The 22,669-nt window shown below is 58.2% G+C and carries 21 protein-coding genes and 1 pseudogene; 11 read left to right on the top strand and 11 right to left on the bottom strand.

The features are described 5' to 3' along the window. Positions 1-6: 6 nt before the first annotated feature. Both prsK and FG13_RS04160 read right to left on the bottom strand, forming a co-directional pair. On the bottom strand, positions 7-2,106 hold the full coding sequence (gene prsK, locus FG13_RS04165; RefSeq protein WP_051958495.1) for an XrtA/PEP-CTERM system histidine kinase PrsK: 2,100 nt from the start codon (positions 2,104-2,106) through the stop codon (positions 7-9). Next, entirely contained in the window at positions 2,106-3,494 is a 1,389-nt protein-coding gene (locus FG13_RS04160) for a TIGR03013 family XrtA/PEP-CTERM system glycosyltransferase (RefSeq protein ID WP_035827156.1), read from the bottom strand. Before FG13_RS04160 ends, prsK begins: the two co-directional genes overlap by 1 nt. 205 nt (positions 3,495-3,699) lie before the next feature. Between FG13_RS04160 and nadB the strand changes: the two genes are divergently transcribed. Further along, on the top strand, positions 3,700-5,313 hold the full coding sequence (nadB, locus tag FG13_RS04155; protein WP_034787348.1) for an L-aspartate oxidase: 1,614 nt from the start codon (positions 3,700-3,702) through the stop codon (positions 5,311-5,313). A gap of 539 nt (positions 5,314-5,852) precedes the next feature. Then, a complete protein-coding gene (locus FG13_RS04150) occupies positions 5,853-6,302 on the top strand; it encodes a hypothetical protein (RefSeq protein WP_035818633.1) in 450 nt (149 codons plus the stop codon). Between the two features lie 102 nt (positions 6,303-6,404). Here the strand turns inward: FG13_RS04150 and FG13_RS04145 are convergent, their stop codons facing one another. From FG13_RS04145 to FG13_RS04125, 5 genes are read right to left on the bottom strand one after another with little or no spacing between them, the layout of a single operon-like run. Continuing rightward, on the bottom strand, positions 6,405-7,766 hold the full coding sequence (locus tag FG13_RS04145) for a toxin-antitoxin system YwqK family antitoxin (protein WP_035818631.1): 1,362 nt from the start codon (positions 7,764-7,766) through the stop codon (positions 6,405-6,407). After that, complete coding sequence (locus FG13_RS29875; RefSeq protein ID WP_035818629.1) at positions 7,751-9,097, bottom strand: toxin-antitoxin system YwqK family antitoxin; 1,347 nt, start codon at positions 9,095-9,097, stop codon at positions 7,751-7,753. The genes FG13_RS04145 and FG13_RS29875 overlap by 16 nt, the downstream gene beginning before the upstream one ends. A gap of 9 nt (positions 9,098-9,106) precedes the next feature. Then, the gene (locus FG13_RS28745; protein WP_152598671.1) at positions 9,107-11,461 is read right to left on the bottom strand and encodes a hypothetical protein; all 2,355 of its coding nucleotides are present in this window, start codon (positions 11,459-11,461) and stop codon (positions 9,107-9,109) included. Then, positions 11,458-12,216 (bottom strand): PP2C family serine/threonine-protein phosphatase, encoded by a 759-nt coding sequence (locus FG13_RS04130; RefSeq protein WP_035818621.1) that lies wholly within the window; start codon positions 12,214-12,216, stop codon positions 11,458-11,460. The genes FG13_RS28745 and FG13_RS04130 overlap by 4 nt, the downstream gene beginning before the upstream one ends. A gap of 3 nt (positions 12,217-12,219) precedes the next feature. Then, positions 12,220-12,903, bottom strand: a complete 684-nt coding sequence (locus FG13_RS04125) for a vWA domain-containing protein (protein WP_035818608.1) — start codon at positions 12,901-12,903, stop codon at positions 12,220-12,222. 383 nt (positions 12,904-13,286) lie between these two features. On the opposite strand from FG13_RS04125, the gene FG13_RS04120 reads away from it, so the two are divergent. Continuing rightward, positions 13,287-13,727, top strand: a complete 441-nt coding sequence (locus FG13_RS04120) for an RDD family protein (RefSeq protein ID WP_235211662.1) — start codon at positions 13,287-13,289, stop codon at positions 13,725-13,727. Positions 13,728-13,736: 9 nt separating this feature from the next. Then, positions 13,737-14,219 (top strand): hypothetical protein, encoded by a 483-nt coding sequence (locus FG13_RS04115; RefSeq protein ID WP_035818602.1) that lies wholly within the window; start codon positions 13,737-13,739, stop codon positions 14,217-14,219. Positions 14,220-14,224: 5 nt separating this feature from the next. On the opposite strand, the gene FG13_RS04110 is transcribed toward FG13_RS04115, so the two are convergent. From FG13_RS04110 to FG13_RS04100, 3 genes are all read right to left on the bottom strand, one after another. Further along, a complete protein-coding gene (locus FG13_RS04110) occupies positions 14,225-14,722 on the bottom strand; it encodes a DUF3304 domain-containing protein (protein WP_035818600.1) in 498 nt (165 codons plus the stop codon). A 52-nt stretch (positions 14,723-14,774) separates the two neighbouring features. Continuing rightward, a complete protein-coding gene (locus tag FG13_RS29300) occupies positions 14,775-15,257 on the bottom strand; it encodes a DUF3304 domain-containing protein (RefSeq protein ID WP_235211661.1) in 483 nt (160 codons plus the stop codon). A gap of 90 nt (positions 15,258-15,347) precedes the next feature. Further along, positions 15,348-15,818, bottom strand: coding sequence for a hypothetical protein (locus tag FG13_RS04100; protein ID WP_051958491.1), 471 nt, complete (start codon positions 15,816-15,818; stop codon positions 15,348-15,350). 291 nt (positions 15,819-16,109) lie between these two features. Between FG13_RS04100 and FG13_RS04095 the strand changes: the two genes are divergently transcribed. The 4 genes from FG13_RS04095 (at position 16,110) to FG13_RS04080 (ending at position 18,287) form a co-directional block, all read left to right on the top strand. Continuing rightward, positions 16,110-16,844, top strand: a complete 735-nt coding sequence (locus tag FG13_RS04095; protein ID WP_035818598.1) for a helix-turn-helix transcriptional regulator — start codon at positions 16,110-16,112, stop codon at positions 16,842-16,844. Between the two features lie 185 nt (positions 16,845-17,029). Then, positions 17,030-17,479 (top strand): hypothetical protein, encoded by a 450-nt coding sequence (locus tag FG13_RS04090; protein ID WP_152598670.1) that lies wholly within the window; start codon positions 17,030-17,032, stop codon positions 17,477-17,479. 34 nt (positions 17,480-17,513) lie between these two features. Continuing rightward, a complete protein-coding gene (locus tag FG13_RS04085) occupies positions 17,514-17,723 on the top strand; it encodes a hypothetical protein (RefSeq protein WP_035818594.1) in 210 nt (69 codons plus the stop codon). A gap of 36 nt (positions 17,724-17,759) precedes the next feature. Further along, the gene (locus FG13_RS04080) at positions 17,760-18,287 is read left to right on the top strand and encodes a hypothetical protein (RefSeq protein WP_035818592.1); all 528 of its coding nucleotides are present in this window, start codon (positions 17,760-17,762) and stop codon (positions 18,285-18,287) included. Positions 18,288-18,319: 32 nt separating this feature from the next. On the opposite strand, the gene FG13_RS04075 is transcribed toward FG13_RS04080, so the two are convergent. Continuing rightward, positions 18,320-18,775: a tellurite resistance TerB family protein gene (locus tag FG13_RS04075; RefSeq protein WP_035818589.1), complete on the bottom strand. Its 456-nt coding sequence runs from the start codon at positions 18,773-18,775 to the stop codon at positions 18,320-18,322. Between the two features lie 324 nt (positions 18,776-19,099). Between FG13_RS04075 and FG13_RS04070 the strand changes: the two are divergent. The 3 genes and pseudogenes from FG13_RS04070 to FG13_RS04065 form a co-directional block, all read left to right on the top strand. Further along, positions 19,100-19,405, top strand: a pseudogene (locus FG13_RS04070) (lipid II flippase family protein); the annotation flags it as partial. A gap of 50 nt (positions 19,406-19,455) precedes the next feature. Then, positions 19,456-21,750: a GGDEF domain-containing protein gene (locus tag FG13_RS29295; RefSeq protein WP_081922414.1), complete on the top strand. Its 2,295-nt coding sequence runs from the start codon at positions 19,456-19,458 to the stop codon at positions 21,748-21,750. A gap of 68 nt (positions 21,751-21,818) precedes the next feature. After that, on the top strand, positions 21,819-22,646 hold the full coding sequence (locus tag FG13_RS04065) for an IS5 family transposase (RefSeq protein ID WP_035827144.1): 828 nt from the start codon (positions 21,819-21,821) through the stop codon (positions 22,644-22,646). Positions 22,647-22,669 lie beyond the last annotated feature (23 nt).

The raw sequence follows: 22,669 nt of genomic DNA, 5'->3' as shown, positions 1-22,669 counted from the left end.
CTCCAGTCAACGGGTAGAACAGCGGAAATCTGGGGTATGACCCGGCGGGTCAGACCCCATGGCCGCATGCAGCGGCAAGATCACGCGAAACGTCGTGCCCACTTGCGGCTCGCTGCGCACTTCCAGGCTGCCGCCCACTTCGCGCAGGTACTCTCGGCTTTCGAACACGCCAATGCCCATGCCCGCCGTCTTGGTCGTGTCGAACGGTGTAAATAGACGTTCGCGGATGAATTGCTCGCTCATGCCCTGCCCCGTATCGTCGAGCTCGACGACGGCCGTGTGCTGTATGCGCCGCAGCCGCACGGCCACCTTGCCGTCACTGGCAGTCGCTTCGATGGCATTCTGGATCAAGTGGCCAAGCACCCGTTCCAGGCGCGCGCGGTTGGCCAGCACCGTCAGCTCGCCATCGACGATTTCCAGCCGGGGCGCCGGCGCCAGGCTGGCCTTGGCGGCAACGGCCTGGCGCAGCAAGCCGTCCAGCTGCAGCGGCGCGGGCGCTTCCGGCGCTTCGCCGCGCGCCAGTTTCTGCAGCAAGGTCTTCATTTTTTGCACGGAATGGTCCAGGGTGCCCAGCATGTCTTCCTGGAAAGCGGGATTGGCGCGGTGTTTTTCCGCGTTGCTTAACAACAATGACAGCTGAAACACAAGGTTTTTGAGGTCGTGCACGATGAAAGTGGACATGCGGTTGAACGAGTCGAACTGGCGCGCCACCGTCAGGGTATCGAGCGATTCGCGGTGCGCCAGGTAGCTGGCGGCTTGGCTGCCGGCAATTTTCAGCACGTCGCGGATTTCCCAGTTCAAGCCGATGCGCGTGCGGGGCCGCGCCAGCGCGACGAAGGCGAACAGCTGGCCATGCAGCATCAGGGGCACCAGCAGCCACACGTCGGGCAGCGCCAGCAGCGCCGGCGGCAAGCGCAAGCCGCCGTACTGGCGCGGGTTTTGCTGGCAATCGGGCACGTCGATCACCCACTGCCGTGCCTCGAGGAACTGGCACAGTGGGCCAAGCGCCGGTTCGCTCCACGTGCCAGGCGGCCAGTTCCAGCTGGCGGCCGGGGCGAACTGCCCCTGTTCGCGCAAGATCCACAGCGCGCCGGCGCGGCTTTCCACCAGCTGCGCCATGGCCTGTATCGTGCGTTCGCCCAAGGCAGGCCCGTCTTCGGACAGCGCGCGCGTAAATCTCAGCCATTCCTCGCGGTAATCGAAGATGGCATTGTAAAAATGTTTATTGATGTAAACCTTGAGCTTGGCGCGCAGGCTGCCGGAAAACAGCACACCAGCCAGCAGCAGGGCCGCGCCGCCCAGGTAAGCCATCTGCATGAAGGAACCCCAGGTGCCGCCGAAATAGCGCAAGTAATAGGCGCTGGCCGCCATGGCCAGCAGATAGATGGCCGAGCCCAGCAAGGCGGCCGAGCGGTACAGCATCTGGCGCGAGACGGACAAGCCCAGCGCCCAGCCAGGATTGCGCGCGGCCGAGACGGCCAGCAGCGGCGCGCACAGGGCGTCGACGATGCCGCGCGCGGCCCAGATATCGTCATTGACCGTACGAAACAGCAAAGCGTCGCTGTACAGATAAAAATCGTAGGCGAACAGGCCGCCCACGCCCAGGCACGCAAACTTGATGCCCCAGCGTTTCAACGGCGGCGTGTTGCGGTACCACTGTTCCACCAGCAACATGCCCAGCACGGCCAGCAGCAGCCGGCAGACACTGGCGATGATGCGCGCCGGCAAAGGCAGCGCCAGCCACGATGAGGCCATGGAGAGCAACCACGGCGCCAGCGCCGTGAGGACGATGCCCACCAGTACGAGGCGCAAACGGGGCCGCGACGGTTCGATCAGCAGCAGCAAAAACACCAGCCAGGCCAGGGTGCGCAGCAATTCGAGCGCATCGCCGGCCAGCGCGGTGCGCTGTCCCAGCAGCACCAGCACCACCGTGCCCGTCGCCCAGCCGCCCGTCGCCAGGCAGGCGACCAGCAAGGCGCGCACGTTTTGCCGCGCGCGCCAGTTGCTGATGAGCAGCAGCGCCAGCACAAAAAAAGCCAGCGACGCCAGGCCATGACTGAGGGCCGCCGCGTCGGCCGCCGCCAGCCAGTCCGACTGCTGCCGCATCACCGGCTGCCCTTGCCAAACAGCACCACCTGCACCGTGTCGAGCAGGATCAGCAAGTCGAGGAACAGGCTATTGTTTTTCACATAATACAAATCGTATTGCAGTTTCTTGACGGCATCGTCGACGGAAGCGCCATACTGGTAGCGCACCTGCGCCAGGCCCGTGATGCCCGGCTTGATATTGTGACGAATGTTGTAGTAAGGCACTTGCTCCTTCAGTTGCTCGACAAAATAGGCGCGCTCGGGACGGGGACCGACGAAACTCATCTCGCCGCGAAACACATTGAGCATCTGCGGCAATTCATCGATGCGCAGCTTGCGGATCAGTTTGCCCACGCGCGTGATGCGCGCATCGTTGTCCAACGCCCAGATCGGTTTGCCATCGCGCTCCGCATCGCAGCGCATGCTGCGAAATTTCAGCACGTTGAAGGGCAAGCCGTCGCGCCCCACCCGCTCTTGCTGGTAAAACACGGGACCGCCGTCTTCCAGGCGGATGCACAGGGCCGTCACCAGCATCACGGGCAGCGCGGCCAGGCAGATGACGCCGCTGGCCGCCAGGTCGAACAAACGCTTCGATGTGGCGCGGAAAAAGCTCTGGTCAAAGCCGCCGCCGTAGATCAGATAGCTCGGTTGCAAGGAATCGATGCGGATCTGGCACGCTTCGCGCTCGAAAAACGTGGCCGCATCGATCACCTTGACGCCGCCCAGCGCGCATTCCAGCAATTGCTTGACGGGAAACGCGCCATTGCGCCGGTCGCTGAGGGAGACGACGATCTCATGCGCGGCATGGCGCTGGGCCATGGCCAGCAGCGAGGCTTCGGCCGGCAGCAAGGCCGAGGCCGGCACACAGCACTGTTCGCCAGCCACATCGATGCAGCCCACCACCGTAAACTGATGGAAACCGATCTTGCTCGCCGCCAGCTCCATGCATTCGCGCGCCAGCGCCCCGCCGCCCACGAGGATCAGCCGGCCTTCCATCAGCGCCGATTGCGAGGATTTGAACACCACCAGGCGCGCCAGCAGCACGCCGATGGCGCCCAGGCCGAAGATCAGCACGCTGCCGCGCCCGAAATGCAAGGAAGGGATAAAACGGATCAACACGCTGAGCACGGCAAAACCCAGCGCGAACGACGGCAGGATGCGTAATAGCGTGTTGCGGATGTCTTCGCGCGAGCGGTGCTGGTACATGCCCAGCGCGCTCATGCTGAAAACGATGACCAGGGCGAAGATCGAGGACGACAGGTAGACCTCGCTCACCCGCAGCACGCGGCTGCCGTCGGCCAGCCACATCAGGGATGTCAGGACGGCCGATAGCAGCAGGATCATGATTTCGAGCAACAGCAAGATAAACGCTGTTTTCGAGACGTAATGGCTGAAGATGCGGATCATGGGGGCCTCCTGCGGCAAAGGCGGCACACCGCGCACAAGGCGGCTTGCTGCCGGTATTGCCATCATGGCGAACTGTTCCAGCAGGACATTGATACGCCACAAGCTACGGCCCCAGCTATCTTTCACTGGCAGAATTTATCTCAACACATTACCGATTGATGTGAAATGGACTATAGTATGCTTCCCCTGAAAAAAGATAAATGTCATGAAATTTGATGTAGCGATTGTCGGCAGTGGCCTGGCGGGTTTATCGGTTGCACTGCATTTAGCTGAGACGCGCACCGTCGCGATCATTTCCAAACGCGCGCTGCTCGACGGCGCCAGCAACTGGGCGCAAGGCGGGATCGCGGCCGTGCTGGACTCGGGCGACAGCCACCAGCAGCACATCGAAGACACCCTGATCGCCGGCGGCGGCCTGTGTGACGAGAGCGCCACGCGCTACATCGTCGAGCACGGCCGCGAAGCCATCGAATGGCTGATCGAGCAAGGCGTGCCGTTTACACGCGACGCCACGGCCGAGCTGGGTTTCCACCTGACCCGCGAAGGCGGACACAGCCAGCGCCGCATCATCCACGCGGCCGACGCCACCGGGCACGCCGTGCAAGTGACCCTGGAAGAAAAGGTGCGCGCCCACCCGAACATCAGCCTGTTCGAACACCATTGCGCGATCGACCTGATCACTTCCGACAAGCTGGGCATGAAGCCGACACAGCGCAATGCGCAACCGCATTGCCACGGCCTGTACGTGCAGGATGAGCAAACCGGTAAAGTACTGACGTTTGCCGCCGAGCACACCGTGCTGGCCACGGGCGGCGCCGGCAAGGTGTATTTATATACAACAAATCCCGACACGGCCAGCGGCGACGGCATCGCCATGGCCTGGCGCGCCGGCTGCCGCGTGTCGAACATGGAGTTCATCCAGTTCCACCCGACTTGCCTGTATCACCCGTATGCAAAATCGTTTTTGATCACCGAAGCCATCCGTGGCGAAGGCGGCTTGCTGAAACTGCCGCCCGAGGCGGGCGCGGCAGCCGGCCAGCGCTTCATGCTGGCCCACGATGAACGGGCCGAACTGGCGCCGCGCGACGTGGTGGCGCGCGCCATCGACTTCGAGATCAAGAAACGCGGCCTCGACTACGTGCACCTGGACATCAGCCACAAGCCGGCCGAATTTCTCATCGAACACTTCCCCACCATCTACGCGCGCTGCCTGGAGCTGGGCATCGACATCACCAAGCAGCCTATCCCCATCGTGCCCGCCGCCCATTACACCTGCGGCGGCGTCGTCACGGATCTGGCGGGCCGGGCCGACTTGCCGGGCCTGTATGCCGTCGGCGAAACGGCCTGCACGGGTCTGCATGGCGCGAACCGTCTGGCATCGAACTCTTTGCTGGAATGCATCGTCATCGGCCGCGCTTGCGCGCAGGATATCGAAAGCAAGGAAAAGCTGGGCACGCCATATCTGCCCGACTGGGATGAAAGCCGCGTCACGGATGCGGATGAAGAAGTGGTGATTTCCCACAACTGGGACGAGCTGCGCCGCTTCATGTGGAATTACGTGGGCATCGTGCGCACGACCAAGCGCCTGGAGCGGGCCCAGCACCGCATCGCCCTGTTGAAGGAAGAAATCGACGAGTACTACCGCAACTTCCGCATCACGCACGACTTATTGGAACTGCGCAATCTCGTCGACGTGGCCTCGATGATCGTCAACAGCGCCCTGTCGCGCCGCGAAAGCCGCGGCCTGCACTTCAGCCGCGATTATCCGGAAACCTTGCCGAAGGCGATCGCCAGCGTGCTGACGCCGCCGCACCGGTAAATAAGCAACAGCCTTCTCATTCCAGCATGACGATTTCCGAATTTCTCACCGCCGGCCGAAGTGCTTCTTTCACCGTTCGTTTGGGACCGGACGCCACTGGTTGATCTTGGCTCGTCGCCGGCGAGCGCAGTTGAAGATTTCTTGTTCCGCATATTGGATGCCGGCGCATCTCAAGTTCGTATCGGCTGACCCCGCCGTCTATCGAACGTTCTGGCGAATCGCACGCCCGTCCCTTTTGACAACAGACATTGAAAACGTTAACGTTTTGTGCGGTTCAATGCACCTGGAGGAAAGTCATGGCAGGAAAATTTTTGAGTCGAGGCGCGCTAGTCCACCTTATCAAGAGTCAGGAACGAACTAACGCGATTCAAAAGCGCGATGGATTAACCCAGCACCCGGTGCGAACAACGGTGTGTGGTTGCACTGACCCTGATTGCGGTGGCTGGCATACCATACTGACTGACAGAAACGTGCCTACCGCAGACGAGTGCAAGTCGATTTTGCAACACGAAAAGGCCAAAAGAAAGAGCTAGCTGCGTATGGAATCAATGACAGTGATGGCAACAAAGTGGAAGAACCAGGAGGTGCGAAGCCACAATGGCCTTCTGTGCAGCAACGGTGATCTGTACGACGTGCACGAAACCAGAATGGCCAGAGTACGTGAAAAACAGGAACTTGGCGGTTGGCTCAATGTCGCGATTCTGGCGCAAGAAGAGCTGTATGGTGGACAGTACGTAGTTAAGTGCGGAGAGGCTGCGGAACACGGCTCAATCGGCGTAGTCGTTTTGGAGTCGCTGCAAAATCATGAACCTGTCTGGACGTTTGTTTCGGATCAATCCAATCCATTTGATCAAATAACAATCAAGGGCGGCTTGGTTTTGGTGCTGTCAACGTCAGGCGCCGTGTTACGGTTTGCTGCGCCAATGAGGGAGGCAAGGCTTCTGCTTCCGAGTACTTCGATCCATGGTGCTAACGACGGGCGCTTGTAAACCCGGGCGTTTTTCAACACAATAGGGCGAAAGCTGCCTCCCACAAAAGGTCCTGCCCGGCACAAGCAGCCATGCGCCATGGTCCATAACGACCTCCCCGGCTCACGATTCCGGCATCTCAAACTCAATCCCATCGTCCGTGTACGACATCGTCGCGGACGCGCCCGTACAACTACCCTGCGCCTCGTCCGCCACATAGCGGCACTCGCTCTCCAGCCCGCCATCCTCGCGCCAGTACCGGGTCCAGCCCTGGCGTTCGCCATCGACATATTCGATCAATTGACGCGGCTTGCCATTCGCATGCCAGGAACGCAATGCGCCCTCCTCGCGCCCGCTCGCGTTCCACAGCTTGTGCACCATCAATACGCCGGTCCGGCTGAAACGCTGTTCGCTGCGCAAGACATAGTGGCCGCTGTGGCTGCGCTTGCTGGCGACTTTGCCGTCCGGGTAATATTCGACGCTGTCGCCGGCCGGCTTGTCGTCCACGTACTGCGTTGTACGCTGCACCTTGCCATCCGGGAAGTAGCCGGTGCTCGGTCCTGACTGGATGCCGTTCTCGTACCGGCTGCGGCTTTCCACCGTGCCATCGGGATAAAATAGCAGCAGCTCGCCCTCCGTCTGGCCCTTGACCTGAGTCATGCGCGTGCGCAACTTGCCATCCTCGTCGAAGGTTTCCACCACGCCATCGGCGCGGGCGCCGTTCTTGTACTGGCTGGCCTCGTTCAGCTTGCCCGTATCGTGATAGGTCCGCTGTTCGCCTTCCTGCACGCCATTGCGCCACGTGTTGCGCATGGAAATCTGGCCCTCAGGACGATACAGGGTCTGCACACCTTCCTGCACGCCGCGGCCATCCTGCTCCACCTGCATCTCGACCTGGCCATGCGGGTAGTACATGCTGTAGTTGCCCACCAGCTTGCCGCGCAGGTAATCGGGATCGTTGACCTCGCCAATCAGCCGCTTCGGCTCGCCTTCGCGCGCGTGCACCACCTCGACTTGCCAGGTGCCGCGCGTCTTGCCTGGCGGCAGCGGCACGACCAGCGCATAGCGCGCATGTTCCTTGACTTCGCCGCGCGTCAGATTGTGATTCAGGTACAGGCGCGCCTTGCCATCGGCACAGGCTTGCGGCTCGCAGCGGCCCAGCTTGCCAACTTCGGGCATGACGAGCGCTCCAGCACCGCCTGGCGCGGGACAGGATTTGATACGCATCAGCAAGGGCGTCTTGTCGCGGATCAAGGGAGCCAATTGCTGCTTCATGGCGACATACTGATCCTTATCCAGCCGCACGGAAACAGCATTCATCAGCACCTGCCTGTCGCCACAGCCGCTGTCGCTGGCGAGGGTCAGCACGTCGCCGTCGGGCGTCGCCTTGATCGCGGTGATTACTTGCCGCTGTTCGATCTCGGCGTGGGCCAGCGCCGGCCACAGCAGCGTTGCAAGCAGCACATGCTTCACAAGGCGCGCCATGCCTGCTCCTTGCGCTGCAGTTCCGGCGCTGGCGGCGCCTCGCCGCAGCCGCCCTGGGCCTTGCCGGCCACATACTGGCATTCGCCCTTCAAACTGCCATCCTCGTGCCAGCTGCGGCTCCAGCCGTCGCGCCGGTCGTTCACGTAGTCGATGGCTTGTTCCGGCTTGCCGTTCTCGTACCACGAGCGCGACGTGCCCTGTTCGCGCAGTTGTGCATCCCATTTCCGTTCCAGCACCAGCACGCCCTGAGGGCTGTAGCGCTGGATACTGAGCAGCCCGCCCTTGTCTCCATATTGCTGGCGGCTTTTCACCTTGCCGTCCGCATAGAATTCCATTGCCTCGCCCGTGGGCAAGTCGTTAACCTGCGTCATCCTGGCTTGCACGGCGCCATTTGGGTAGTAATTCGTGCTCACGCCATTGAACTTGCCGTGTTGCATTTCCGCGCGGCTGGAGATTTTTCCATCAGGGAAGTATGTGAGCATCTCGCCTTCCATCTTGCCGCCGCGCAAAGTGTAGCTGCTACTCAGCTTGCCATTTTCATCAAACGTCTGCACTGGACCGTCGAGCTGCTTGCCGTCGCGGTAGATGCTCGTTTCACTCAACTTGCCGGTAGAGTGATAGCGTTGATGCTCGCCTTCTGGCAAGCCATGGCGCCAGTCACCGCGCAGCTCCAGCGTGCCATCGGGAAAATACTTGCTGCCGATGCCATGCTGACGGCCCTGCCCATCCTGCGCCACCTGTTTCTCGATCTTGCCATTCGGGTAATACGTGACATAGCCACCCACCAGCTCGCCCTGCGCATAATCGGCGCGGTTGACCTGGCCCGACAGGCGCAGCTTGTGGCCGGCCACGCTGTAAATGTCCACCTTCCACGTACCCGGCAGCTTGCCTTTCGGCAAAGGCAACAGCAACACGTTTGGCGCCTTTTCCTGCTCGATGGGGTAGAAACGCTCGTGCAGGTACAACCGCGCCCGGCCGTCGGTGCAGGCCGCTGGCGTGCAGGCGGCGATCTGGCGCACGATGGGCACGCTCGCATCGTCCGGGCATTTTTTCAAGGTGACAAGCATGGGCGTCTTGCTGAGGATCTGCCTGGCCAGCCGGGCTTTCATCGCTTCGTATGGCCCATCGTCCAGCCCGACCGAGCGCGCATCCATGCGCACTTGGCGGCCGCCGCAAGCCGTGTTCGCGGCCACGGTCAGCACGTCGGCGCCTTCGCTATCCTGCTCGCTGGCGATGGCTGTCACCACCTGGCGTTGAACGATCTCCGCCTGCGACAACGCGGGCCACAATAAGGACGCGCCCAGCACGGCGCATAAGGTCTTGATTTTCATGGTATTCCTCTAATTTTCCGCCGTGACGGCCACGCCGCCCGGCACAAAGCTGACCCGGCCATCGCGGTAGCGCACCAGCACCACCACCTTGGCATCCTGCAATTGACCGTGCTGCACGGCCGGCAAATAGGTCCAGCGCTTCACGCTGTCGAGCAGCACCTTGTTGAGCATCGGCTCCATCGGCAACTCGGCCGCCGCATAGGTCAGGGTGCCGTCGGCCGCGATGGTCAGGGTCAGGCGGTTTTCACCCGTTGCGTGCTTTTCGTCCAGCACGCCATACGCAACCGTCGTCATCGTGTCGCGCTGCACGCCGCCGACCTGGTCGCGCAAGGGCGGCATGGCCTTGAGTTTGGCCGCCAACAGCGCGCCCTCGGCCAGCACCTTGTCCCAGCGTTTCTGGTAATCCCACCCCTGAGCCAGGCGCAACACCTTGGCGTTCAGGTCCATGCGCTGCATCGTGCGAGCGACGCCGTTGTCGGCCGGTTCGCCCGGTTCCGCCGGCAAGGCGTTCTGCACGGCATAACGGTAAGCCGTCAGCTGCGCCAGCGCCACCAGATTCACGGCATCGCGCTCATCGCCGCCGCGCAGCAGGGCAGTGGCCGCGATGCCCAGCCAGGCTACGCCATCGGTGGGGCGTGCCCACACGGCTTGCTCGAAATACTGGCGCGCCGCCTGCGGTTCGTCCAGGCTCAGGTACATGCGGCCCATGGCCGCCGCCGCCAGATAGTCGCGCGGGTCGGCTTGCAAGTTGTCGAGATACGTATCCGACAATTCGGGGGCGTAGCCCGGCATCGACCCCAGGCCTTCCATCAAGGTGGTGCGCAGCCGGACGCGCATCGGGTCGCCAGCGTAGGTGGACGGCTTTCCTTCGCCTGCCCGGTACAACAGCTGCAAGCCGCGCGTAACGGCGTCGTCGTCGCCCTTGCTGACCGCTTGCGACATGCTGCGCACGGCCTTGCGCGCATCGGACGGCTGGAAACCGGCAGTCTTGCGCGTGCGCCAGCGAAATACTTCCAGGCCAGCCGCCTGGTCCGCTTGCGCCTGCAGGCTGGCCTTGGCCTTGGCTTCATCGGGCGACGAGGTCCAGGCCGTAAAGCCAATCAGGAACAGCACGATCAGCAGCACCACCACGGCCCAGCCCTTGCCAGAAATGCCGACCGCATTGGCCTGCCCACTGCCAGCAGGCAGCCGGACGGGCATCTGCCCGGGCGCCGTATGATGCGCGCCGCGCGTACTGCGCTGCGGCGGCAACGATTGCTGTTGCAGCTGCATCTGCTGCGCCTGCACCGAGGCTTGCGCGGCCGCGCCGATGACCTTGTCGCGCGCGCACGCCGCGCAACCCTGGCCCGCGAAATGCTGGTGTTCGGGATTCGCGGTACACACGACCAACTTGCCGCCGCTGCGCTGTGCATAGCCGCGCAGCAGCTGCGCCCAGTCGGCCGCCGACGGCCGCTGCGGTTTGGGGGATGGCGAAAACGCGCGGTCAAACATGGCGCGCAGCTCGGGCGGCATCAGCGCGTGGCCGCTGGTGGCGTTCGGCGCCAGCTGCTTGTGGCGTTTTATCCCATACGCATAGCAGCCGTCGCGGATGCGCCCGGGAATATCGGTCGCCACTTGCGCATTGCCGGGCCGCCCGCTGTACGGGTGGATGCCAAAGTTGAGCAGCTGGAAGATGACGACGGCCAGCGCGAAACGGTCTTGCGCCATTTCCATGCCCGCCGGCATGCCCTTGCGCTGGAATTCCGGCGCCAGGTAGTCGGCCGTGAATTGCTCCGCAGGAAAGCGCTCCGCATGGCCCTGGATGCTGAAACCGTCGCAATCGAGCATGGCGATGTACAGCGAATCGCGGTAGAAGCGCAGATTCACGGGTTTCAGATCGACCACATAATGCTGCTGCTGGTGCAGCGCATCGATGACGGCGGCCAGGTTGGCGGCCAGGGTCAGCTTGGGACCGAGTCCCGTGGGCAAGCCTGCCGCGCGCGCTTGCCGCTCCTGCATGATCTGTTCCAGCTCGGCCGTCTGCGCCATGTCCAGCAAGGGCATGACGAAACCGGCGAAGCCGCCCTGGCCGTCGAACACGGCCGCTTGCGGCCAGGCGATCTGCACGTAGCGCTTGCCGTTTTCCAACTGGTCCGGCAACTCGGGCGACAATTCCAGCATCGCTTCGAGCTTGCGCCGGTTGGCGGCCCGGTCCAGGTGCGGATGGTACAGCTTGGCCACCTGCGCAGGCGCGCCCGGCAGCAGATACACGCTGCCCGCGCCGCCGCTTTTAATCAGTTTGCCCAGCACCAGCGTACGGACTTTGTCGAGCCAGATTTTTCCACCCGGACTCAGCCCCGGTGTCACACCCTGCTTCCGGCTCATGCGCGCAAGGCCAGCAGCAGGGTCTTGTCGTCGCCCGTGATCTGGTGCGTGCGCGGGTCGGCCAGGGTGGATGCCAGTGCTGCGTTGCCCAGCTCGACGCTGTCGACCGTGCGCAGATAGCCTTGCACGGCATCCATGAAGGGTGCGTACAGGGCCGCATTGTTCTTGCTCATGGCAAAGGGCATGCAGCCATCGGACATCAGCACCACGCCGCGCACGGATCGGGGAATCGGCAACAGGCGCAGCTGTTCGCGCCAGCGCTCGCCGCTGATAAAGTAGGTTTCGTTGGCGTATTCGCCGTTGGCGGGCAGCGAGATCAGTTCGCCGCCGTCAATCAGCTGCGCCACGCCCAGGCCATCGCCCAGGTGGAAGAAGAAGCCGCTATCTTGTCCCATGACCACGCCGACGACCGTGGCGGCGTAGTCGTCGAGGGTAGCGTCGGCGGCGCGGGCAATGTCGTCGAGCGCGGCGCGGATCTGCGCCAGGGTGCCGGCCAGTGCGCCGTCATGCAAATCCTGCACGGTGGCGCCCTGCTCCAGCCGGCCGGCCAGCGCCTGCACGGTGTGCGCGGCAACAAACTGCGCGCCCTGCTCGCTGAGCCTGGCCGAACCGGCGCCATCGCAGACGATGGCCACCAGGACGTCGCCCACGACGGCGTGCGCGTGCGCATCCTGGCAAGGGATGGCTTTATCCAGGTGGGCCTTGCCCGTGACGGAGGCGCCAAACACGCGCCAGGTATTCTGTACCGCGGCCATGGATCAGGTGCTTACGACGGACCAGCCGTCCGTCGAGGCCAGCTGCGCCTGCGCGCCGGGACGCGATTGCGACACCACCTGCATGCTGGCGCTCAGCCACAGGAACAGTTCGCGGAACTGCAAGCCCTTCAGCTGCTTGACGCCCCGCTCGCCCCGGCTGGAAAACTGCCCCAGGGAATCGATATTCGCGTTGTCACCCACGGCGATGGGGAAGATCGCCACTTTATTGGCTTGCTCGGCCGCGCGCGCCTGCTCGGCGCCGTGCTGCCAGCGGTCCGTCGGCTCGCCGTCCGACATCAAAAACAGCCACGGCCGCGTGTACGCCACGCCTGCCTGGCGGAAACGCTGTTTTTCCTGCTCGATCTCGGCCAGCGCCAGTTCGACGGCGGCGCCGGTCGGCGTGGTGCCGTTCGCTTCCAACTGGGGCGCCGTGAAATCCATGGCGTCGCACCAGTTGCTGGCCACCACGGCTTCATCGTGCGCGCCATATTGAATCACGAGGATGCGCACGCGCTTGGCGGCGATCACGTCGGACTTGAGTTCCTGTTCCAGCAAGGCCAGGCCTTCGTTGAGCAGCGAGACGGGTTCGCCGGCCATGCTGCCGGAGCAGTCCAGCACGAGCACCAGCGGTGTGCGTTGTTCGGTATTGTCGACCAGGGCGACGTCGGGGATCATTATGGAGGTCATGTAATTTTGATAGAGTTGCGAAATAGCTTAGGGCCGAAGCTTACCCTATGGATATGTTTTCCATGCGTCCGATTGCATCGGATTTCACCATGCGGTATCAAACACCTGATAAAACCGCTAAGTAATCCTCAGGAAATTATTGTGAATTTATGACGAACAGAACCGGATGCAAGGCGTCCGTTGCGACGCAGTGCGAGCACTGCTAGCAGCGGGCAACACCGCAGAGCGCCGGTTATGGAAGCCAGAAATCACAATAATTTATTGGGGGTTACTTGGCTTGCAATGAAAATAACAAGCTCGTACACTGCGCCATTCTGCCCCGACTCTGGCGGCCATCCATTTACTGACGTTTTGGAAAGAAAGTAATGCAACAGCACCCTGAAATGGACTATGTCGGCTTTTGGCCGCGCGTTGGCGCGACGTTGATCGACACCTTGCTCTTGCTGATTTTCATCATACCGATGTTGATAGCCATCTATGGCGAAAGCTACTTTTTGACCGATTCCTTTTTCCGTGGCCCGGCCCACTTCATGATTTCATGTGTCATGCCGCCACTGATTCAACTGGCGTTTTGGATTGCCCTGTCTACAACGCCTGGCAAGATGGCCATCGGCGCGATCATCGTCGATGCGAAGACGGGCGGCAAACCGTCTGCCAGCCAGTGTGTCAAACGCTGCCTCAGTGCTTACCTGTCGGCGCTACCGTTTTACCTGGGATTTCTTTGGGTCGCCAGGGACCCGCGCAAGCAGGGATGGCACGACAAGATCGCTGGTACGCTTGTGATACGGCGCAAGACCACGGCAGTGCCGGCCGCCCTGCAATAAGCAATCTGGATGATGATACTGATCGCCAGCCTGGAAGAACTTGAAGAATTCCTTGGAGAAAAGCTGGACCAGTTCGCTTCTGGGCCGCCAATCGCACATCCAGGGCTGCGCCTGTCGCAGGTGTGCAAGCAGGTGGCGCTGGAAATTCGCAACGGCAACGCCACTGCCGTGCGCGTCGCCTGTCGGGTAATCACAGAAGACCCTGGCATGCCCTTCGGGAAGCTGATCAAGAGTGCTTTCGCCAGGGCGCTAAGGCAAAGTGCCGATCTCCTGTCCGAGGTGCAACGGCGTGGCTTGACGGCGAAAACCGTTGCGTTGCTGGAACTCGAATTCTGTCCGCGAGAAACAGAAGATTATTGCAAGTTAATCAAAAAATTTGACCCGGCCGAACTGCTCGCCCGGCTCGATAACGTGCGGGCCACGGATGCGAAATCGCGCATGCTGCTGCAAAGCCTGATTGCCGACGGAGCGCGACGTGCAGCAGCAAGCTAGCGGCACTATTCCCAGATGATTTCCAAGGGCACGCCCGGCTCCATCTCCGCCTCCTTGCCGGAAAGCGGATATTTTCGATGCCCCAGCGAGTATTTGGTCACGAAGACCTTGTAGCCGCCATCGTGAAGAAAATGCACGACGAAGCGGCCAGCATCGGCGGGAGCATACGGAGGAACCGCCACCGTTTGCTCCACGCGGACATCCTCGCCGTTTTTTACCGTATGCATGGCGACGGCCGCCGTCATCCCAGGCTTCCATCGCGCCGGTATCGAAAGGCAGCAAGTCTCTCCCCCTCCGCCCCCGCCGGGAGCAAGATACCCGGCCTCCGCCGACGAGCCATCGGCCAGTGTCACGGTATAACTGCCGACGCCGTACTCGCCATGGTTGTAGCCCGTCAGGCTCACGGTGATTTGTCGTTCGCTCCTCGCACAGCCGGTATTCAAAAGCGACAAGACCATGCACACGAAACAGGCGGCATAGCTATTTTTCGAGAAAAATATCATTTGGTCCTCACAGGGAACCGCATGTGCATGACCCTTCTGCCGCGCAGCGTCTTCAGCCCCAGATAATTTCAATCGGAACGCCCCGCTCCAGTTGCGCCTCTTTCCCTGACAGCGGGTATTTTCGATGGCCGAGCAGGTAGCGGGTGACGAACACCTTGTATTTGCCATTGCTCAGAAAATGCACGATGAACATTCCCGCATCGTCAGCCGTGTACTTTGGCACTGGCACGGTTTGTTCCACGCGGATGTCCTTGCCATTCTTGATGGTGTGCATGACGATAGTCGCCGTCATTCCCGCTTGCCACACGCGGGGAAGGGAAAGGCAGCAAGTATGTCCGCCGCCACCCTGGCCAGCATCCAGATAGCCCGCCCCCGCGCTGGCGCCATTCTGCAAGGTCACCTCATAACTTCCCACCCCGTGATCGGTATGGTTGTAGGCGCTTATATTTACGATCAACTCCTTGCTTTCCTTGCCCGTTGCCGCATGTGAAACCGCCATGCAAAGCCACAGGAAACCGATCAGCGCCGGCTTCATCGACCTAAGATTTTTTAGCATAAGATACCCTCAGCAATCACGAATGATGACACCGTCAATTCTGCAATGTTGTCACGGCTCGACGAATTATTATTTCGCCGCATACGCCTCCCACAACGGCGGCCCCGCCTCCCAGACGGTATTCGGCAAGGCGTGCAGGGCATCGTAAAAGGCGTCCACCGAGGCGGGCGGATTTTTCATCAGGGCCACGAACTGCGGCTGCTCCATTGCCTTGCCCGACGTGTACAGCGCCAGCACCACGTATTGCGACTGCCGGTCGAGGTCGTCGATTCCCGCATCGAGCGCGCGCTGCTGGTATTTGGCGACGAAGGCATTGAGTATGCGCGGCGGCGTGTCATTCGTTTCATCGGTGATCACGCGCCGCAGATGACTGACCAGGTTGGCCGTATCGGCAGGCTTGACCTTGCCCTGCCGCGCTCCGCTGGACGCTGGCGGCACTTTGTCGGCAGCCTGCGCCACGGCGCTGCCGCCCATAAACGCCAGCGTCAGGCACAGTGCCAGCGCCGGAAGTGCCGTCAGGTAATGCTTGCTTGGTTGCATACAAACTTTCGCTAAGTGAATGGCATGCGACTCCCGCCCATGCTCCATGGTTTATATTTTTAACAATTTTTTATTGTATCGAGGAATTTTTAATCCGGGAGCACGATTGCATCGGCAGCGCCGCATTGCGGTGGTGCAGCGTTTGTACTATCTTGATAGTTGCCCAGGACAGATGGCAGCGACCAGCCCCTCCTCACAAAGGCGGGGCGGATCGCCGCGCAAGACCGCCCTTACCCAGTTCCGCACCTGCACGCCTGCGGCACACTGATGTCATCAGGATTGGGGGCAAGCATGATCACAGGGACAGTCACGGCGGATGTGAGCAAGCTGATCGGCGCCATGTACGACTCGGCCTGCGGCACAGGCGACTGGCCGCAGCTCGACAGCGCCGGCCTGAACGGCCAGCAATGGCAGGAACTTCTGCCGCATCTGCAACGCGCGCTGTGCCTGCAGCAGCGCCTGCGCGAGGCGCGGCTGGCCAGCCACTGCGCGCAGGCGGCGCTCGACGCCATGGGCGCCGCCGTGCTGGTGCTCGACGCCAGCCTCGCGCTGCGCTTCGCCACCCCCGCCGGACACGCGCTGCATGCGGCGCAGCTGGAACACGCCGCGCCGCCCGCCTTGGTGCGCGCCGTGCGCCTGGTGATCGCCAGCGCCGGTGGCGCGGCGCAATGCCAGTCGCTCCGCCTGGCGCGCAAGCAGCAAGCGCCGCTGGCCTTGACCATCAGCCCGCTTGCCGATTGCCAGCCCACCTGCGCACTGCTGATCGCGCGCGACCCCACGAAAACGTGCACGTCCGTTCCTGCCTTGCGCCAGCTGTTTGACTTGACGCAAGCCGAGGCGCAAGTGGGCAAGGCGCTGGCGCAAGGGGCCACCATCGAGGAAATCGCCGCGCAGGGCGGCATCAGCGTCAACACCGTCAAGACGCATCTGCACCACACCTATTTGAAGACGGATACGCGGCGCCAGGGCGAGCTGATCGCCCTGATCCACGGCGCGACGGCGCACCTGGCCATCGTCGATGCATGAGGCCGTGTCATCCGATCGGATGATGCGCGGTGCATCTTGCCTGCCTACACTGGCAACACCGGTCGCCCGCGCCTTGCCAGAGTGACAGCAAGGCACGCGGACCAGCCGGTGTGGTTCCCTGTCACCGATAACAACATCGCCGCGCCGGCAGCGGCCGGCACCAAAGTTCAAGGATGGGTAAAAAAATGAAAACATGGATCTTGGCCGGCACCCTGGGCGTCTGCGCCCTGCTGGCAAATGCGCAAACGCTCCCCGACAGCCAGACCGTCGTCGTTCCAGGCGGGCGCCTGCAGACGATCGAACTGCCGGTACACCAGCATTTCATGAGTGCGGAAAGGTTTGCTCCGTTCCGCGGCGGCTATGAGCTGTCGAACGGGCAAGTGCTGTACCTGCGCAATGCGGGCAACATCGGCGCCATGATGTATGCACGCATCGACGACCAGGAAGAACACCGCATCATCGCCAGCGGCAGCAACAGCTTCGTGGCGCTCGACCAGCAACTGGCCATGCGCATCGACTTGCGCGACGACGGCGGCGTGGGCGGCGAAGTGCTGATGCAAGTACCGGCCGAAAAACTGGCCAGCGGCGCCATCGTGCCCGCCCACGTGCAAAGCATGAGCCTGGCATCGCGCTAAGCCGGCAAGCGGCATTCCACATGGGGTGGCAGCCATGAGCAAACAGTATTCTGTCCAACAGCAAAACGCGCTGACCCAGGCCGCCATCAAGCAGACGGCGGCCTGGGACGACATCAGCGCCCGCTACGACCTGGCCGCACACAAGCGCGGCACGGGTGTGGGCTATGGGATATTGTGCAAGAAAGTACTGCAGGAATTGAATCGCGGCGCGTCCTGGCGGAACGGCTGCCTTCGCATGCTATGATCGCCGTCCAGTTCATGAGACAAATGGCAACGGCACATGCGGCAATCCCCCGGCAACAACCCGATCTCGACGCTGCTGCGCGGCATCCTGCGCCTGCTGGCCTGGCCCTTGCTGGCCCTCGTCAGCGCCGCCTGCACCAGCACCACGCGCCATCCTGCCAGCGAGCCCACGCAAGTCATCCTGCGCTTTACCTATGACGACGGCAAGCCAATGCGGCATGACAATTACCTGGCCCAGGCGCGCCAGCAAACGTATATCAAGCACTGCAGCAAGATAGGCAGCACCACTGTCTGCGACGTCGGCTCGGATCCACTCTTCATGGGTGGCGACGCGCCGCTGGACGCCAACGGCGAAGTGCGCGTCACCCTGCACTCGACCGGCCCCATCGGCAACAATCCGAGCAGTCTTTGCATCAAGGGCAAAGGCTACGTCTTTGATTCCGGCGACTGGAGACGCGGTCCGTTTCACCATGGCCAGGTGATCGAGATCCGCTACAGGATCAGCGAAGTGCAAATGACGTGCCCCTGGTCGTCGGGCACGCCGCCGTGGTGGGACAAGAGTTAAGTCTGGCCAGCCGGGGCCGGCTGGCTTGAAAGTTACTGCAGCTCGAACTCGCCTGGATTCAAACCCAGCTCGCGCGCAATCTTGCTGGCCACGCGCTGTTCGTTGGCGTCGAAATTGCCGTCCGACGAAGCGACGGCGATAATCATGCGCACCAGCAGGCGCGACGCCTCCACATTCGACTTCATCTTGCCCAGCGCCTGATACGCCTTGGCTTCGCCGATATCCTTGTCGAATTCCAGCTGCCCGACATAGTCCTGGAAAGCCTTGATCACGTCCGTGGTGGTAAACACCGACAGCGCATCATTGCTTTCAATGAATTTGACCATCTTTTGCTTCTCTTCCGCACTGACGCTGCCGTCCGCCATGGCGATCAGGGCCGAGCCGGCCATCGCGGCGTTCAGGAAATCCTTGTTCTTGTACTTCAGTGCCTCGGTTTTCAGTTCGCTGGCTTTGGTCTTCAGTTTGGACAGAAAGGAATCGAAACTCATGGGGCTTCTCCTGGTTGGTTCGAATGAGGCAGCGCTACAGGCTACCATTGCAACCCAGATGAGGGCGCGTGGGTGAAATGCAAGCACTGGGAGCGCGCTATGCCCCGATACTGGCATGGCCAAACCCAGAGCAAGGGCCGGGGTCAGACCCTAAGGGTCTGACCCCGGCCCTTGCTCTGGGTTTGGGGTGAAAAACCGCCAACTGCATACAAACGCCCAAAACACCACGAAACCCAATTAATAAGAAAATTATCTTATTCGCAGTTGAAAAATAAGTAACTCCATGGCAGCATGGAATGATATTTTCTTTACTGCAAGGTTGTGATGGACAAGCAATTGCTGTTGATTTGCGCACTGACGTTCATCATCCACATTATCGGCACCCTCGCCTACTCCGTGCGCATCGCCGGCATCCGCACGCGGCGCATCGCCGTGTCGCTGGCCCTGTTCAGCATTCTGATGCTGCTGTCGCGCACGTCGAACTCTTTCCTGGGCCCCTTCCTCGCCAAGCGCGTGGAAACGGGCATCGACCAGCATGTTGCCGCCAGCACCTTATTAGTCGACTTCCGCTGGCTGCTATTCTCCGCCAGCCTGGCCACGATTATCGGCGCGATCTTGATTTCGAACTTCTAACACACCTTTTCTAATTTCATAGAATTCTATTTACAAAAAGGATAATTATGTCATTTAACGACACACAATTGAAATATTTCTCAAAAGAAATTTACAAGATAAAAGAAATGGATAATTGCAATATGTATATTCAAAAAAATGAAAATTGGATATGCATAGAAAATTCAGAAACAATTTCAGACGATGAATTACTTAAAGCAATGAATGAAAAATCAAAAAATAATTTCCAAAAAAAACAAACAGGAAATGGAAATTGGATAGCAATTTTCTGGGTGGAAAAATATGAAATTTCTTTAATTGTAAATATAGAACCAAAAAAACATAAGTCAACCCTAATAGAATTATTGAAAAAAATTAACCAAAGTTTTGAATCTTCAAAACTCATATACTATGCAAATCATGACACGCTTACCGGTCTACTCAACAGAAATGGCACCCAAGCAAAATTAGACAACTACTTTCATTCATTAAAAAATAGCGATAACAAATCAGAAGATGGGGAACAAAAATTTAGCCTCATTGAATCAATTGCAATATTTTCATTTGATATCGACAATTTTAAACAAGTAAATGATTCATATGGCCATGAAGCTGGGGATGCTATATTAACAATAATATCAAAAAGATTAGAAAATGCTATAAATAATCTTGAGAGTAAAATGAATAGTAAATTCATCTTAAGTCGCCCAGGTGGCGAAGAATTTGAACTTATAGCAATAGAAGATCTTACACGTGACACTCTAGAAGAAATTTCAAAATGTATTTTTAATGAAATAAGAAAACCTTCTCTACCTACCGAACAAGAAATAAATCATTACCAAGATAAAATTGAAATTTATTTGCATAAAGGTATATCGGATTTAAAGATATCAGTGAGCATAGGTGTATCCAAAGAACCATTGCCCGAGAAAGATTCAGAAACAATAAAATTTATATCAAAACTAAGAAAAAAAGCAGATCTTGCGCTGTCGCGAGCAAAAAATGATGGAAAAGATTGCGTGCGATTCTTTGAAGACATCAGTCAAAAACATGGGAAAGTTATTGAATTTTATCCAGAGTCAAACCTAGCAATTATAGATATAGGAAAATCTGTTAACGTTTCAAATGGAGACATATATTCAGTTTACTACCCGCCCTTCACCGGAAAGAATGTATGCGTTAAAGATGATGGACGTTCAAGAAAAACCCTTGGTAATTATATTGCGCTTGAATCAGCAAAAATCCAAATTATAGATGTTCAAGAACATATAAGTACCTGCATAATAATAGATAAAAATACATTGGAAAATATTCCAATCGAATCAACATTAAAAAAAATTAACGTTGGGACAAAGCCATATTTGCCTACAACACGCCATTTAATAATAGATAATGAAAAAACAGAAAATTTAATAAAAACTATTGAAAATTTAATTAAAGACGAAAATTTGTTAGCGGTGATAAATTTATTACCTCAGATAACAGAGGAAGATTTCAGTAAAAAAAATAATCTTCTATCTAAATATAAATCAATCATATCGATGGTTCTTCCTAGTAAAGCTGAAATTTTTTCATCGATGGATAACAGTATTTTTTTAATACTAAGAAATTATAAAAGCTCACCAATTAGTAACGATACATTAATAAAAAACGATAAGGAAGAAATCTCTTTAAAACAGAAAAAATATTTGGAGAAACTCCTAAGAAAAATAAATGATTTATTTAATTTCAGTGCCGGAATTTACCTAGCATCAAATCATCCAAAAAATTCTGAGAAAACAGCCGAAATATGCCTACACTTAAGTAAGGCATCGTTACATGTAGCGATAAATAATGCATCGAAAAATAATATTGCATATTTCAACGGCTATGAAACAATATTAACTTGGAGACGAAAAAATAACACAAAAGACGCAATTTCCGATTATTCCTCATTCAAAAAATATGGGATATCAGACGCGTCAATGGAAAATCAAATTGGACTTTCTATTTTAACAAATAACGAATTGGAAAATTTCGATATTGCTGAATTAGCATTTAGCATATCGAATGAATCGACACCTAAAAATGAGATATTTTTTGCGAATCTTGGGATGTTAAAAGCACATAGAAAGAAATTCAACGAAGCCTTTGAGCTTCTTAAAAATATAAAAAGCATAGAATCCTACACATCCCCTTACTGCATTTCTTTTGCAAAAAGTGCAATAGAATGCAATAAAAATGGCGCCGAAATAGATAAAAATATGATATTGAATTTAATCAACATTGCAACTGGAAAAGAGACGAAAAGAACAGTGCCATCCACGTATCATCAATGGCTTGAAGAATTAAAAAAGTACAAGAAAGAGAATTTTCCCGACTAAGTGACGGTTTAAAAACTTCATAGCAACTTCCGGGTCAAAGCATCTTTGATGTATTGGAGCGATTGATGATGTGGACGCAAGAGAATCGAAAGCGGCATCAGCAGGTGAGGACGGGACTCAAACGTGGCTATCCCACGGATGTGAAAGATGAAGAGTGGCGCTTGATCGCACCGCTGCTGCCAAAGCAAGCGAAGACGGGAAGGCCTCGGAAGACGGATTTGCGCACGGTGATCAATGCGTTGCGTTACATGGTGCGGTCTGGATGCGAGTGGCGCATGCTGCCGAATGATTTCCCTCCGTATCAGACGGTCTATTACTGGTTTCGGCGGCTGATGCGGCGCATGCTGTTTCGTACCATCCGTGACTTGGCGCTGATGCTTGATCGCTTGTGCAATGAGCGGGAGGTGCTGCCGAGTGCCGGTGTTGTCGATAGCCAGAGCGTGAAAGCGCCCGGCGCGCGAACGCGAGGTTATGACGCCAACAAGAAACTCAGCGGGCGCAAACGCTATATCGCAGTCGACACGGATGGTCGCTTGCTGGCGATGCAGCTGACGCCAGCCGACATTGCCGACTCCACTGGCGCGCAGATGGTGCTCGATGGCTTGATCAAACGCTGGCCATGGGTGAAGCATCTGTTTGGAGATGCGGCATACGACCGCAGACAGTTGATGGACAAGGCCGCGTTTCTCGACTTTACTGTGGAAGTCGTGCGGCGTTTGCAGGGGCAGCAAGGTTTCGCTGTTCAGCCAAGGCGCTGGGTGGTCGAGCGAACGTTCGCATGGCTAATGCGTTACCGGCGCCTGGTGCGCGACTACGAACAGCGCATTGACGTGTCGGAAAACATGATCTACCTGGCCATGGGATCGTTGCTGCTGCATCGACTAAATTTCCGCTAAGTTATTAAACCGTCTCTAAGAAA

Source organism: Janthinobacterium sp. RA13 (assembly GCF_000745325.1).
Lineage (GTDB): Bacteria > Pseudomonadota > Gammaproteobacteria > Burkholderiales > Burkholderiaceae_D > Janthinobacterium > Janthinobacterium rivuli.
The sequence above is the reverse complement of the archived record's forward strand: the minus strand, read 5'-3'. Positions and strand labels throughout refer to the sequence as shown.